Source organism: Acinetobacter sp. YH16042 (assembly GCF_013417245.1).
In the GTDB taxonomy this organism is placed as follows: Bacteria; Pseudomonadota; Gammaproteobacteria; order Pseudomonadales; family Moraxellaceae; genus Acinetobacter; species Acinetobacter amyesii.
Genome location: NZ_VPEJ01000013.1, coordinates 56,864 through 70,097, shown reverse-complemented (window position 1 = coordinate 70,097; position 13,234 = coordinate 56,864). Strand labels below are relative to the sequence as shown.

Below are 13,234 nucleotides of genomic sequence, written 5' to 3'. Positions count from 1 at the left end.
TGATCTGCTTAGTTCAAACCTTTGAACTCAGCTTTACCGCGATATGCAGCATTAGTCAATTCTTCAATACGAAGTAATTGGTTATATTTCGCTACACGGTCAGAACGGCAAAGTGAACCAGTTTTAATTTGACCCGCTGCTGTACCCACTGCAAGATCCGCAATAGTTGAATCTTCAGTTTCACCAGAACGGTGTGAAATTACTGTAGTGTAACCATTTGCTTTTGCAAGGTAGATTGCATCTAGAGTTTCAGTCAACGTACCGATTTGGTTGTACTTGATCAGAATTGAGTTACCCACTTTTTCGTTGATACCACGTTGAAGGATCTTAGGATTCGTAACGAATAGGTCATCACCAACCAATTGGATTTTGTCGCCAAGGATTGAAGTGAGGTAAGACCAACCTTCCCAATCAGACTCGTCTAAACCATCTTCAATTGAGATGATTGGGTATTGTTTTGCAAAACCAGCAAGGTAGTCAGCAAATTGGTTGCTTGTGAATGCTTTATTGCCTTCACCTGCAAGGATGTATTGACCATCTTTGTAGAATTCTGAAGATGCACAGTCAAGCGCAAGCATAATGTCAGAACCTGCTTTGTAGCCAGTTTTTTCAATTGCTTCAAGAATTACTGTAATTGCTTCTTCGTTAGAACGAAGGTTCGGTGCAAAACCGCCTTCATCACCAACAGCAGTATTTAGACCTTGTTTCTTTAAAACTGATTTTAAAGAATGGAAAATTTCAGCACCAGCGCGTAAAGCTTCAGAGAATGAAGTGAAGCCAACTGGCTCAATCATAAATTCTTGAATGTCTACGTTGTTGTCTGCATGTGAACCACCATTTAGGATGTTCATCATTGGAACAGGCATAGTCAAAATGCTGTTATTACGAAGGTCTGCGATGTATTGGAAAAGTGGGATTTTCTTTTCATCAGCAGCAGCGCGTGCAGCAGCTAAAGAAACCGCTAAAGTTGCGTTCGCACCTAATTTTTCTTTGTTTTCAGTACCGTCAAGCGCGATCATTGTGTTATCAATGTCTTTTTGTTCGAATACTGATTTACCCAACAATGCATCACGAATTACTGTGTTAACGTTGTTAACCGCAGTTTTAACGCCTTTACCTAAGTAACGAGCTTTGTCGCCGTCACGAAGTTCTAAAGCTTCACGAGAACCAGTTGAAGCACCAGATGGTGCACATGCACGGCCTACAACGCCAGAGGCTAAGATTACGTCTGCTTCGATGGTAGGGTTACCACGAGAGTCCAAAATTTCACGTGCACGAATGTCAACGATTTGGCTCATGAACAATTCCTCAGTTGATTAATAAAAATGATGCGTCAAAAGTGACGCATCAATGTGTATCGAATTAGTGTGTGTCTAACTTTGCGAAACCTTTAACCAAGGTATCGAGTTCTTTTAACTGTGCCAAGAAAGGCTCCAACTGTGACATGCGTAGCGCACATGGACCGTCACATTTGGCATTTTCTGGATCTGGATGAGCTTCTAAGAACAAACCTGCTAAACCAGTCGCCATACCTGCTCGTGCCAGTGTCGTGATTTGCGCACGACGACCACCCGCAGAATCCGCACGACCACCCGGCGTTTGAAGCGCATGTGTCACATCAAAGAACACAGGGACATTCATTTCTTTCATGATGTCAAAGCCCAACATATCGACAACTAAGTTGTTGTAACCAAATGCTGAACCACGTTCACAAAGAATCAGTTTGTCATTCCCTGCTTCCAAACACTTATGCAGAATATGACGCATTTCGTGTGGTGCGAGGAACTGTGCTTTTTTGATGTTAATGATGGCATCAGTTTTCGCCATCGCTTCAACAAGGTCAGTCTGACGGCTTAAAAATGCAGGAAGCTGGATAATATCCGCAACTTCAGCAACAGGCGCAGCTTGGTATGGTTCATGTACGTCAGTAATAATCGGCACATTAAAGTGTTTTTTAATGTCAGCTAACCACTCGATTCCTTTTTCCAGGCCTGGGCCACGGAAAGAGTTCAAGCTTGAACGATTGGCTTTATCAAAACTTGCTTTAAACACATATGGAATATCCAAGCGTTTGCAGATATCCACATAGGTTTCAGCAATTTCAAAAGCAAGGTCTTTTGACTCAAGTACGTTCATGCCGCCGAATAGTACAAATGGCAAATGATTTGCCATTTGTATATCGCCTAAACGTACAATTTCTTGTGGTTTTAATTGTGACATTTAAACTTCCTAGTTTAGTCCTACAATGCCATTACTTGGTTTTTTGATACTGTTTTTTAGCAGCATCAATAAAGCCAGCAAATAATGGGTGACCATCACGTGGTGAGCTGGTAAATTCTGGGTGGAATTGTACCGCAACAAACCAAGGATGTGCAGGAATTTCAACAGTTTCAACGAGACGTTGTACCGGAGAATAACCTGAAATCTTCATGCCTTTTTCTTCAAGCACTGGGATATAACGGTTGTTCATTTCATAACGGTGACGATGACGTTCAACGATCTCTTCAGAACCGTACACTTGTGCAGTTTTTGTTCCCGCAACCAATTCAGATTTTTGAGCACCCAGACGCATTGTGCCGCCTAAGTCAGAATCTGCATTACGTTGTTGAACTTCGCCGCGCTCATCTAACCATTCAGTGATTAGACCAATCAATGGTGATTTTGTAGAACGGTTAAATTCAGTTGAAGTTGCATCGCTAATACCCGCAACGTTGCGCGCATATTCGATCACAGCCAACTGCATACCTAAACAGATGCCGAGGAACGGTACACCGTTTTCACGTGCAAAACGAATCGCTTTCATTTTGCCTTCTGTACCACGTTCACCAAAACCACCTGGAACTAAGATTGCATCCGCGTCTTTTAATACGTCGTTTACATCTTGGCTTTCAAGTTCTTCTGCATTGACGTAGTCGATTTGAACTTTCACACGGTTTTGAATACCCGCATGTAAAAGTGCTTCGTTTACAGATTTGTATGCATCTGGAAGTTCAACGTATTTACCAACCATCGCTACACGAACTGTGTATTCAGGGTTCAGTAATGCATCTACAACGTTATCCCAGTCTGTAAGATCAGCTTCTGGAAGATCGTTATAACCAAAACGTTCACAGATTAAATCATCAACGTTTTGTTCATAGAAAGTACGTGGAATTTGGTAAATTGAACGCGCATCTTTACACACCACAACTGCACGAGCTTCAACATTCGTAAATAACGCGATTTTACGTGTAGTGTCAGCATCAACATCATGCTCTGTACGGCAGATCAGGATGTCTGGTTGAATACCAATCGACAAAAGCTCTTTTACAGAGTGTTGAGTTGGTTTAGTTTTTAATTCAGCAGCTGACTTAATATATGGGAGTAAAGTTAAGTGCATTAACATTGTGCGCTTATGACCTAGTTCGACCATAAGTTGACGTACAGATTCCATGAATGGGAGAGATTCAATGTCACCTACTGTACCGCCGATCTCAACGATCGCAACGTCATAGCCTTCACCTGCGCGAAGAACACGTTCTTTAATATTGTCAGTAATATGTGGAATAACTTGAACTGTACCACCGAGGTAGTCACCACGACGTTCTTTATTCAAGACATCTTGGTACACTCGTCCTGAAGTAAAGTTGTTCAGTTTGGTCATTTTCGCACGACGCAAGAAACGTTCGTAATAACCCAAGTCTAAGTCAGTTTCAGCACCATCCTCTGTGACAAAAACTTCACCGTGTTGGAATGGACTCATAGTCCCTGGATCGACATTAATGTATGGATCCATTTTTACCATGGTTACTTTTAAACCACGGGCTTCTAAAAGCGCAGCCACTGATGCAGCTGAAATACCTTTACCTAGTGATGATACAACACCACCAGTAACGAAAATAAAATGGGTCATTAAGTTTCTCGTACAATGGAGCCTAAATTGGCCTACAATGTTGTGCGATTTTACTTTACTCTGTACCAAGAAAGCAAAGTCATTCCGCATCAATTCATAGAACAATTAACAATTGGCTATTGTAACAGCAATTATCATAAAAATTTAGAGTAAGTTCTTATCATTTCTATATTCTTATTTGCTGTTATAATGCATTTATCCAATCCACACTTTTTTGTTTTGTGTAATTATGAATAAGAAACTTTTAATCTGCGGTGCAATCGCAACAGGTCTACTTCTTACAGCATGTGTAAAAAAAGAAGCACCAAAAGAAGAAGAACAGGAACAGGTTGAAGTTGTAGCATCTGAACCAACAGCATCTGTACCTACACAATTAGAACCAGTTGAAGAACAACCCGTTGTTGAAGAACCAACTCAGCAGCAAGTTGAAGTGATTCGTGAAGAAACACCGAATACAACAACTGAAATTCGTCGTGAACCTACCACACCTGCAGAAGCTCCTGCTCCAAAAGCAGAAGCACCTAAAGCGGCAGAAAAACCTGCACAAGTTGCTCAACCTAAACAAAACTCAGGTTCTGCACAATCTGAAGATGATGCCGTTGCTGCTGCTATTGCCGCTGCAACACCAGCTTTAGAGAACTAAGATCGAAGTTTTATCAAACAAATGATCAAAAAAACCCGGCAAATGTCGGGTTTTTTTATTGTTTCTATGTAAATAAAAATCGGTACCCAACAATGCACTGTTTTTTCTCACAACTATTCTTGTAATTTTTCAGCTAAATATTCAATAAATAAACGAACACGTTTGGGTAAATGCTCTTGTTGATAATAGACAGCATGAATAAGCTGTTCATGTGGCTCAATTTGATCGTCTAAAAGCTGGACCAATCGCCCTTCTGCAATATCTTTTTCTAACATAAAAATCGATAGACAAGCGATGCCCATACCATGAATCGCAAGCTCACGTATCGTTTCACCATTTGATGCCTTAATATTTGGTCGGATCGTCAAGGGCTTCCCTGCGACTTGGATCGGCCAAGTATTCATATGGGTAATTTGACTGAATCCAAGTAAAGCATGTGCGGTTAGCCCATCAGCATTTTGCGGACGTCCATGCTGCTGAAGATATTCAGGACTCGCCACCAAACACAGTCGACTCTTATAGATGAGTTTTGCATGTAAACTGGAGTCGTTTAATTTTCCAAAGCGAATTGCAACATCCGCTTTATGCTCTAATAAGTCAATCACTTGATCATGATTTACTAACTCAATCTGTATATGCGGATAACGTGCATTAAATTCTGGAATCAAGGGAACGATCATATGCAGAATAAAAGAAATTGCTGAATCGACTCGCACTAACCCCGAAGTATCTGCATCTAATTTCAGCAGAGAATCTTCCGCTTCGCTCAAATCATTCAATATCCGCCGTGTTTTTGCTAAAAACAATTGCCCCTCTTGCGTGAGCTTAATTTTGCGGGTAGTTCGTTCCAACAGGGTTACATTTAATTTAGATTCCAGACGCTGTAATGCACGGCTGACACCAGATGCTGTTTGATCCAGTCTTTCTGCTGCTTTAATAATAGAGCCGCTATCTACAATGACAGTAAAAGCCTGCAGCTCCTCAATGGTCGATTTCATTGCTTATTCGAATTCGTGATTTTTAATCAATAATATATTCCAAATTCATGCATTTTTCTTCATTAAAATTAGCAGCACAATAGCATCAACTCAAAAAAAAGAATTCCTGATGATTGTTCCTCAATTTGGTGTCGGTACCTTCCGTTTAACAGGTGACACTGTTATTCATTCAGTTAAAACTGCCTTAGAAGTTGGATATCGTGCTGTAGACACCGCACAAATTTACGCTAATGAAGCAGAAGTAGGCCAAGCAATCCATGAAAGCCAGGTCAATCGAGCTGATATTTTCTTAACCACGAAAATTTGGACTGAAAATTATGCTGCCGACAAACTGATACCCAGCCTAAAGGACAGCTTAATTAAATTAAGGACGGATGCAGTTAACCTCACACTTATTCATTGGCCTGCACCTGCACTTGGAGTCAATATTCCTGAATTAATGGGACATTTACTTGAGGCAAAAAAACAAGGTTTGACTGAACATATTGGTGTATCTAATTTTAATATTGAGCTCACTCAACAAGCCATTGATCACATCGGGCTGGAAAATATTGCAACCAATCAAATTGAACTGAGTCCATATTTGCAAAATAAAAACTTGGTCAATTACCTACAAGCGAACACTATAGATGTCACCTCTTATATGACCTTGGCTTATGGCAAAGTGCTAAATGACCCAATACTTTCTGATATTGCAGCACAACACCAAGCTTCAGTTGCACAAGTGACACTCGCTTGGGCGCTGCAAAAGGGTTATGCCGTAATTCCATCGTCAACCCAACGTGAACATTTAACCAGTAACTTAAAAGCTCAAGACATTCATTTAACATCAGAACAGATGCAGGCCATTGCCACACTAGACAGAAATGCACGTGAAGTGAACCCACCTGAACTTGCTCCAGTGTGGGATATTTAATATGAAATTCAATTTTCCATTAATTGCATTAGCCGTAGGTGCTTTTGCAATTGGCACAACAGAATTTTCACCGATGGGTTTTTTGCCTGAAATCGCAGCAGATTTATCGGTTTCCATTCCTCAAGCGGGCTTACTGATTAGTGCCTATGCCGTTGGCGTCATGATTGGTGCCCCATTAATGACCTTATGGTTAGCACGTTTTCCTAAACGTACTGCCCTTATTTTACTAATGGCAATCTTTACCATCGGTAATATTTTGGCAACGATTGCACCCAATTATCTCGGTTTAATGGCGGCACGTTTGGTGACTAGCTTAAATCATGGGGCATTTTTTGGCTTAGGTTCTGTCGTTGCAGCGAGTGTTGTGCCGAAAGATAAACAAGCCAGTGCCGTTGCTATGATGTTTATGGGCTTGACCATTGCCAATATTGGCGGCGTGCCACTCGCAACGTGGGTGGGGCAAAATATCGGTTGGCGTATGTCTTTTGCCGCTATTACCTTACTGGGCATCATCACCATGTTGGCATTATGGAAAGCACTACCTCATCAGCAACAGACCGAAAAACCTGATGTACGAGCAGAGTTAAAAGTATTAACACGCATGCCTGTTGTTTTAGCACTGCTCACCACGGTAATGAGTGCTGGAGCTATGTTCGCGCTCTATACCTATATCGCACCGAGCTTAAAAGTCTTTACCCATGCAAGCCCTGAGCTTATCACTTTCATGTTGGTCTTAATCGGGATCGGATTTTCAATTGGTAACCATTTCGGTGGTAAGTTTGCAGATCAGTCTCTAGATAAAACCTTGATTGGCTTTTTAGTCTTACTCATGCTGATGATGCTGTTATTTCCAATTTTAGCAACAACCACCATTGGCGCGGCGATTGCATTAATCATCTGGGGAGCAGCAGCCTTTGCCGTTGTACCACCTTTACAAATGCGTGTTATGACAGTCGCTCACGATGCACCAGGCCTCGCTTCTTCAGTGAATATTGGTGCATTTAATCTTGGAAATGCTTTGGGCGCTGTTGCAGGTGCCGCAGTGCTAAATCTCAACCTAAGCTATGCTGCAGTATCTTATACAGGAGCGACATTGAGTGCTATAGCGTTGATTTTAGTATTGATACAGATGAAGCTTAAACCTCAAACAACTGCATGTTGCGCACAAGCCGAGTAACACACACTTAAAATAGCCTATCCAAAGTAGGCTATTTTTTAGTTCGCATATAACTTTAAAAAATCTGCCATCAATTTGGTTGCCCATGAATGGGTATCAACAAGACCTTCATAATAACCACAGTGACTGCCTTTTTTGGTGGTCACCACCACCACATTCGGCAAAGAACGAATTAATTCTTTATAGGGCTCAAAGTTTTGAATATGGCAAACAGGATCATCCTCGGCATTTAAAATCATCAAAGGAATTTTAAGATTTTCAAATACATAAATTGGGTTGGTGGATTTGGCATAACTTTCATAATCAGTAAAACCCGCCATTTGAAAATATGTACGTTCAAACTGCGCCAGATCTTTACTTTTTAGGACTTCAATTATAGATGGAGTCGTTGACCATGTTGCAGAATAGGGTTCTACAAATTTCTGAAAGAGCTTCTTGGTCATCATTTTACTGTAAAAAGGATGGACATTTTTAAAGCCAAGCTCGGTGTCATAGCCCGGACATAAAGCAAAAGCCGCTTTAAGTGGTGTTTCCTCACCTTGTTCGCCTAAATAGCGGACCAATAACCCCGTTCCTGCAGATGAACCGACGCCAAATAAATTCGATTCGGGAAATTTCTGCTGAATAAAGGCAATCTGTTCACGCAGGTCATCGGTTGAACCAAATAAATTTATTTTGGCAACAGGCATAGGTAAATTGGCATGACCGCGTCTTAAACATAGCGCAATGCGCCAACCTGTATATAGATGAAGATCCCGAACCACTTCTCGCATACTTTCAGGCGTTCCCGTAATCGTATGCATGAGCACCACAGTTGGCACATCCGCAGGTAAATCCAAACCCAACCATGCAATGGCTGTGATTCCACCATCAGCCATGGTCAACTGCTCTATGGCATCGTATTTGAGCTTCACTTGGCGCTTTTTAATGACATCAAAATACAGTAAATGTGCATGGGTATTCGACAGCCAAGGCGTAGGACGATATTTTTCATGTAGTTGCTTTAACTTCGGCAGCACATGTTGCATTTGCCCTTCAGGATGATAATAAAGCTGTGGTATTTCCGCACCGATGGCATGATCTACAAAATTTAAAAGAGCCAGACGCCCTTTATGCATCACATTATTCATTGACCTTACCTTCACCTCGCTTCGCACTACAGCAAATCATTTCAATCTTTTCACTTTGACCAACAAGGCCCATTAAACAAACGTATCTACAAAACCATATCTCACTAGCAATATTTGTTTACTTAAACCTCATAAGCAAAAAGCATGACAATATCCATCATGCTTTTTATCATTCTGTGATGAGCATTTAAAAATCAGCAGATTCAAGGCTGATATTGCATAATGCGCTCACCCATTTTCGCCGCCAATGCTTCCAAGCCACTTTTCGGACGGAGCATGACTTCAAAATCAATCATCTGTCCTTGTTCATTAAACTGAATCATGTCGATCCCTTTTAATTTTTTCTCGCCAACATTGGCAGAAAACTCAAGCACCACATTTAAACCATCTTCTGAGTAAAACTCACGGTGATAGGTAAAATTTTCAAAAATTTGAATCACATTGGTCAAAATAAAAGTTACTACAGGCTTACCTGGATATGGGTTAAACGCGACAGGTGAACGAAACACCACATCCTCTGCCAAGAGTTCATTTAAAATATTCATATCCCGTGTGTCGAGCATTTCGTGCCAACGTGCAACAGATTTTTTTGTTGTTTCAATAGTCATGTTTATGTCCTTTTTTTTTGATGAATCATTTCCCTTTCCTCAAACTACTCTCCCAAATGGAGAGGAAGCACGACAACTGCCTATTAAATTGAATGAAGTTGTCGTGGTTTAGTATGAGGCTGATTAAATCACCGCAGCCAAATCTGCACCTTGACGAATGGCACGTTTAGCATCTAACTCACCTGCTTCTTTCGCACCACCAATCAAATGCACATTTTTCCCATCTGCTTGTAGCTGTTCATACATCGCGGTATAGGATTCCTGACCTGCACAAATCACCACATGATCAACATCTAAAATACGTGATTGACCATCAACGGTAATATGCAAACCTTGATCATCAATTTTGTCGTAGCTTGCACCCGCAATCATTTTCACATCGCGGTGTTTCAAACCTGTACGGTGAATCCAACCCGTGGTTTTACCTAAGCTAGCACCAACCGATTTAGCCTTACGTTGCAATAAATACACTTCACGCGGCGATTCTTCGACGTCTGGATGTTTCAAGCCACCGACTTGCGCATAAGTGGTATCAATTCCCCATTCATCATAAAATTTCTCAGGATTGAGGCTACCGCTTTCACCTTCATGCGTTAAATATTCAGCCGTATCGAAACCAATACCGCCTGCACCAATGATCGCTACACGTTTGCCAACTGGTTGACGCTCACGTAAAACTTGTAAATAACTCAATACTTTTGGATGATCAATACCATCTATATCTAACTGACGCGGTGTTACACCCGTCGCCACCACGATGTCATCAAACTCAGACTGAGCTAATTCTTCATAGGTTGCCGTATGGTTCAGTACCAATTTAATCTGAGGCAATAGTTCTATTTTACGTTTGAAATAACGCAGCGTTTCATAAAACTCTTCTTTACCAGGAATCGTTTTCGCAATATTAAACTGTCCACCAATTTGGCTCGATGCTTCAAAAATAGTTATGTTATGACCACGCTCTGCAGCATAAGTTGCAAAGCTTAAACCTGCAGGTCCCGCACCAATCACAGCGATATTTTTCACCTGTGCAGATTCTTTAAATATCAGTTCAGTTTCATAGCAGGCTTGAGGGTTAACCAAACATGTTGCAATTTTCATTGAGAAAATATGATCTAGGCAGGCTTGGTTACAACCAATACAGGTATTAATTTCATCACTACGACCTTGTTCTGCTTTTTCCACAAAACGTGGGTCAGCCAGCATTGGACGTGCCATGGACACCATATCTGCATCACCCGAAGCAAGTACGTGCTCAGCCATTTCAGGAGTGTTAATACGGTTTGAGGTGATTAAAGGAACATTCACAATACCTTTTAATTTCTTAGTCACCCATGTAAATGCAGCACGTGGCACTTTGGTTGCAATGGTCGGAATACGCGCTTCATGCCAACCAATACCGGTATTGATAATGGTTGCACCAGCTTTTTCAATGGCTTTTGCAAGTTGCACAACTTCTTCGAAAGTCGAACCGCCTTCAACCAAATCCAACATAGAAAGACGATAAATAATAATAAAATTTTCACCGACTAATTCACGCGTACGACGCACGATCTCGATTGGAAAACGAATACGGTTTTCATAACTGCCGCCCCATTCATCATCACGGTGGTTGGTACGTGCAGCAATAAACTCATTAATTAAATAACCTTCTGACCCCATGACTTCTACACCGTCATAACCCGCTGTCTGTGCTAACTGAGCACATTTGGCAAAATCATTGATCGTGCGTTCGACGTCTGCTGTGCTTAAAGCTTGCGGTTTTACTGGGTTAATTGGTGCTTGAATAGATGAAGGTGCAACATTATTGGCTTGATACGAGTAGCGACCTGTATGCAAAATCTGCATCGCAATTTTACCGCCAGAATCATGTACCGCCTGCGTAATCACTTTATGTTTTTCTGCTTCTTCTAAAGAGTCTAATTTTGAACCACCAGCAAATGTCACACCATCATCATTGGGAGAAATACCACCAGTTACAATCAGACCTACACCACCTTTCGCACGCTCAGCGTAAAAAGCTGCCATGCGTTCATAGCCACCCGGTGCTTCTTCAAGGCCGATATGCATAGAACCCATCAATACACGGTTCTTTAGCGTTGTAAAACCTAAATCTAGTGGTGCCAATAAATTTGGATAATTTGACATTTTTTCTCCTTAGCGTGCTGAAAAGCTGGCTATTTTTATCTTCGCTTGTATACGAGCTTTCTATTTCCATCTACGCATACAAGATTTTTGCAACTTGTTGCACTAATTTATATGCGAGATTTGATTTTTATGCAACATGTTGCATAATAAAAAGTACAAAACTATTTTGACTGAGCCATATATGTCTTTAGCCCATGTTTTACTCACGAGCTTACTTGAAAAACCGAGTACAGGAATTGACCTTGCACGCCGTTTTGACCGCTCTATGGGCTTTTTTTGGAATGCGACACATCAGCAAATCTACCGTGAACTCAGTGGTATGCAGCAAAAAGGCTGGATCAGCACTATTGAAGATGAGCACAGCACAACCCGTAAAAAAACCTACCAAGTTGAACAGCTTGGACGTGTTGAATTAGCCAATTGGATGGTTGAGCAAAGCCCTCCGGCTCAGTTACGTGAAGAGTTAATGGTTCGTTTACGTGCTGAAGCTCAACTGGGCACAAACGGCGTATTACCCGAATTAGAACGTCACCTAGAAATTCACAAAGAAAAACTAAAAGTGTACCAGTCTATTTTTGCAAAAGACTTTGCACATGCGCATGATGAAGACCGTACTTTGTACATTCATAAAATGATTTTACAGCTTGGGATTGATTTGGAAATCGGTTGGATCAAATGGCTTGAAACCATCATTCCACAGTTGCATAAATTTAATCGCTAAAACAAAAAATAAATAGGAAGCCGCATGCCACACTATACAATGCCAGATCAACAACAACTGTATGTTCGTGAATATGGTCAAGGAGAACCCATCCTGGTTTTATCTGGACTGGGCATGCAAAGTTGGCAATGGCACCCTTTTCTATATCAACACCGAAAGCATTTTAAATTTATCATTCCAGACTGGCGTGGATTTGGCGGCTCTAAACATTGTCAAATTCCAAATACGGACACCATTTCAAGCCATTGGCGAGATATTGACAGCTTAGTTTCCCAGCTTGGTTACGATAAAATCACGGTGATTGCCTACTCCATGGGGGCAACGACCACCATGCACGGTTTAAAATACGGTCAGTTTGCTGAAAAAATTAAACGCTATTTACACATCGATCAAACCCCTAAAATACGAGTAGATGCAGATTGGCAATATGGTTTATATGGCAAACGCCACAATGAGTTTTTAAGTATTTTAGAAGACATCTCGAAGGTACTTGCAACCAACCTCTCCGTGCCATTTGCACAGCAGATGAATAAACATGACCGTCAAGGTCTGGTCGACGCTTGGTTAAGATTCATAGACTTACAAAATAGCAATCCTTATGCTTTATCCGCTTTCCGTTTTGCATACCAACAACCAACTTTACAGAAGCTGATGTTACCCTCACAAAGTGTGACCTATTTATATTGGTATATTCAAAACTATTTGAACCATACTGAAGATTATCGTGAAGCCATTGCAGCACTCACCGCACCAACAACTTTTTTCACAGGTGCAAAATCGATCCTCTATCCTGCCCAAGGTCAAAAAATTATTGCTGACAGCCTAACCAATGCAGAGCAAATCATTTTTAAGAAATCGGGGCACACGCCATTGCTCAGTGAACCGGTCAAATTTAGCCGTGAAGTCACCAAGTTTTTAAAACAAGCGGTCTAATAACACTAAATAAAAAAAATAGGCTCAAAACTTTCAAGATTGAGCCTATTTTTGTATGAAGGAAAGTG

Annotated in this window: 12 protein-coding genes; 5 read left to right on the top strand and 7 right to left on the bottom strand. The window is 41.1% G+C overall.

The genetic code is table 11. The features are described 5' to 3' along the window. Positions 1 to 8: 8 nt before the first annotated feature. From eno to FTV37_RS10655, 3 genes are all read right to left on the bottom strand, one after another. The gene (gene eno / locus FTV37_RS10665) at positions 9 to 1,298 is read right to left on the bottom strand and encodes a phosphopyruvate hydratase (RefSeq protein ID WP_078188521.1); all 1,290 of its coding nucleotides are present in this window, start codon (positions 1,296 to 1,298) and stop codon (positions 9 to 11) included. Between the two features lie 64 nt (positions 1,299 to 1,362). After that, the gene (gene kdsA / locus FTV37_RS10660; protein ID WP_078188522.1) at positions 1,363 to 2,220 is read right to left on the bottom strand and encodes a 3-deoxy-8-phosphooctulonate synthase; all 858 of its coding nucleotides are present in this window, start codon (positions 2,218 to 2,220) and stop codon (positions 1,363 to 1,365) included. A gap of 31 nt (positions 2,221 to 2,251) precedes the next feature. Beyond that, positions 2,252 to 3,892 (bottom strand): CTP synthase, encoded by a 1,641-nt coding sequence (locus FTV37_RS10655; protein WP_180022127.1) that lies wholly within the window; start codon positions 3,890 to 3,892, stop codon positions 2,252 to 2,254. Positions 3,893 to 4,121: 229 nt separating this feature from the next. On the opposite strand from FTV37_RS10655, the gene FTV37_RS10650 reads away from it, so the two are divergent. Then, positions 4,122 to 4,535: an internalin gene (locus tag FTV37_RS10650; RefSeq protein ID WP_180063821.1), complete on the top strand. Its 414-nt coding sequence runs from the start codon at positions 4,122 to 4,124 to the stop codon at positions 4,533 to 4,535. A gap of 113 nt (positions 4,536 to 4,648) precedes the next feature. Here FTV37_RS10650 and FTV37_RS10645 read toward each other — a convergent pair whose 3' ends face one another. After that, positions 4,649 to 5,533, bottom strand: a complete 885-nt coding sequence (locus FTV37_RS10645; RefSeq protein ID WP_180063820.1) for a LysR family transcriptional regulator — start codon at positions 5,531 to 5,533, stop codon at positions 4,649 to 4,651. A gap of 109 nt (positions 5,534 to 5,642) precedes the next feature. On the opposite strand from FTV37_RS10645, the gene dkgB reads away from it, so the two are divergent. Next, complete coding sequence (dkgB, locus tag FTV37_RS10640; protein ID WP_218947589.1) at positions 5,643 to 6,449, top strand: 2,5-didehydrogluconate reductase DkgB; 807 nt, start codon at positions 5,643 to 5,645, stop codon at positions 6,447 to 6,449. 1 nt (position 6,450) lies between these two features. Then, complete coding sequence (locus tag FTV37_RS10635; RefSeq protein WP_180011266.1) at positions 6,451 to 7,626, top strand: MFS transporter; 1,176 nt, start codon at positions 6,451 to 6,453, stop codon at positions 7,624 to 7,626. 38 nt (positions 7,627 to 7,664) lie between these two features. On the opposite strand, the gene FTV37_RS10630 is transcribed toward FTV37_RS10635, so the two are convergent. The 3 genes from FTV37_RS10630 to FTV37_RS10620 form a co-directional block, all read right to left on the bottom strand. Continuing rightward, positions 7,665 to 8,756 carry a YheT family hydrolase gene (locus FTV37_RS10630; RefSeq protein WP_180063819.1) on the bottom strand — a complete coding sequence of 364 codons (1,092 nt, stop codon included), beginning with the start codon at positions 8,754 to 8,756 and terminating at the stop codon, positions 7,665 to 7,667. 203 nt (positions 8,757 to 8,959) lie between these two features. Then, on the bottom strand, positions 8,960 to 9,364 hold the full coding sequence (locus tag FTV37_RS10625) for a nuclear transport factor 2 family protein (protein WP_121532411.1): 405 nt from the start codon (positions 9,362 to 9,364) through the stop codon (positions 8,960 to 8,962). Between the two features lie 123 nt (positions 9,365 to 9,487). Further along, positions 9,488 to 11,512, bottom strand: coding sequence for an NADPH-dependent 2,4-dienoyl-CoA reductase (locus tag FTV37_RS10620; RefSeq protein ID WP_180063818.1), 2,025 nt, complete (start codon positions 11,510 to 11,512; stop codon positions 9,488 to 9,490). A gap of 181 nt (positions 11,513 to 11,693) precedes the next feature. Between FTV37_RS10620 and FTV37_RS10615 the strand changes: the two genes are divergently transcribed. After that, on the top strand, positions 11,694 to 12,233 hold the full coding sequence (locus tag FTV37_RS10615; RefSeq protein ID WP_180022122.1) for a PadR family transcriptional regulator: 540 nt from the start codon (positions 11,694 to 11,696) through the stop codon (positions 12,231 to 12,233). Positions 12,234 to 12,257: 24 nt separating this feature from the next. Further along, positions 12,258 to 13,166: an alpha/beta fold hydrolase gene (locus FTV37_RS10610; RefSeq protein WP_180007844.1), complete on the top strand. Its 909-nt coding sequence runs from the start codon at positions 12,258 to 12,260 to the stop codon at positions 13,164 to 13,166. Positions 13,167 to 13,234: the final 68 nt, after the last annotated feature.

Bases quoted from the DNA above. Each gene is read 5' to 3' on its own strand.
- eno (WP_078188521.1), bottom strand. From the start codon at position 1,298: ATGAGCCAAATCGTTGACATTCGTGCACGTGAAATTTTGGACTCTCGT.
- kdsA (WP_078188522.1), bottom strand. From the start codon at position 2,220: ATGTCACAATTAAAACCACAAGAAATTGTACGTTTAGGCGATATACAA.
- FTV37_RS10655 (WP_180022127.1), bottom strand. From the start codon at position 3,892: ATGACCCATTTTATTTTCGTTACTGGTGGTGTTGTATCATCACTAGGT.
- FTV37_RS10650 (WP_180063821.1), top strand. From the start codon at position 4,122: ATGAATAAGAAACTTTTAATCTGCGGTGCAATCGCAACAGGTCTACTT.
- FTV37_RS10645 (WP_180063820.1), bottom strand. From the start codon at position 5,533: ATGAAATCGACCATTGAGGAGCTGCAGGCTTTTACTGTCATTGTAGAT.
- dkgB (WP_218947589.1), top strand. From the start codon at position 5,643: ATGATTGTTCCTCAATTTGGTGTCGGTACCTTCCGTTTAACAGGTGAC.
- FTV37_RS10635 (WP_180011266.1), top strand. From the start codon at position 6,451: ATGAAATTCAATTTTCCATTAATTGCATTAGCCGTAGGTGCTTTTGCA.
- FTV37_RS10630 (WP_180063819.1), bottom strand. From the start codon at position 8,756: ATGAATAATGTGATGCATAAAGGGCGTCTGGCTCTTTTAAATTTTGTA.
- FTV37_RS10625 (WP_121532411.1), bottom strand. From the start codon at position 9,364: ATGACTATTGAAACAACAAAAAAATCTGTTGCACGTTGGCACGAAATG.
- FTV37_RS10620 (WP_180063818.1), bottom strand. From the start codon at position 11,512: ATGTCAAATTATCCAAATTTATTGGCACCACTAGATTTAGGTTTTACA.
- FTV37_RS10615 (WP_180022122.1), top strand. From the start codon at position 11,694: ATGTCTTTAGCCCATGTTTTACTCACGAGCTTACTTGAAAAACCGAGT.
- FTV37_RS10610 (WP_180007844.1), top strand. From the start codon at position 12,258: ATGCCACACTATACAATGCCAGATCAACAACAACTGTATGTTCGTGAA.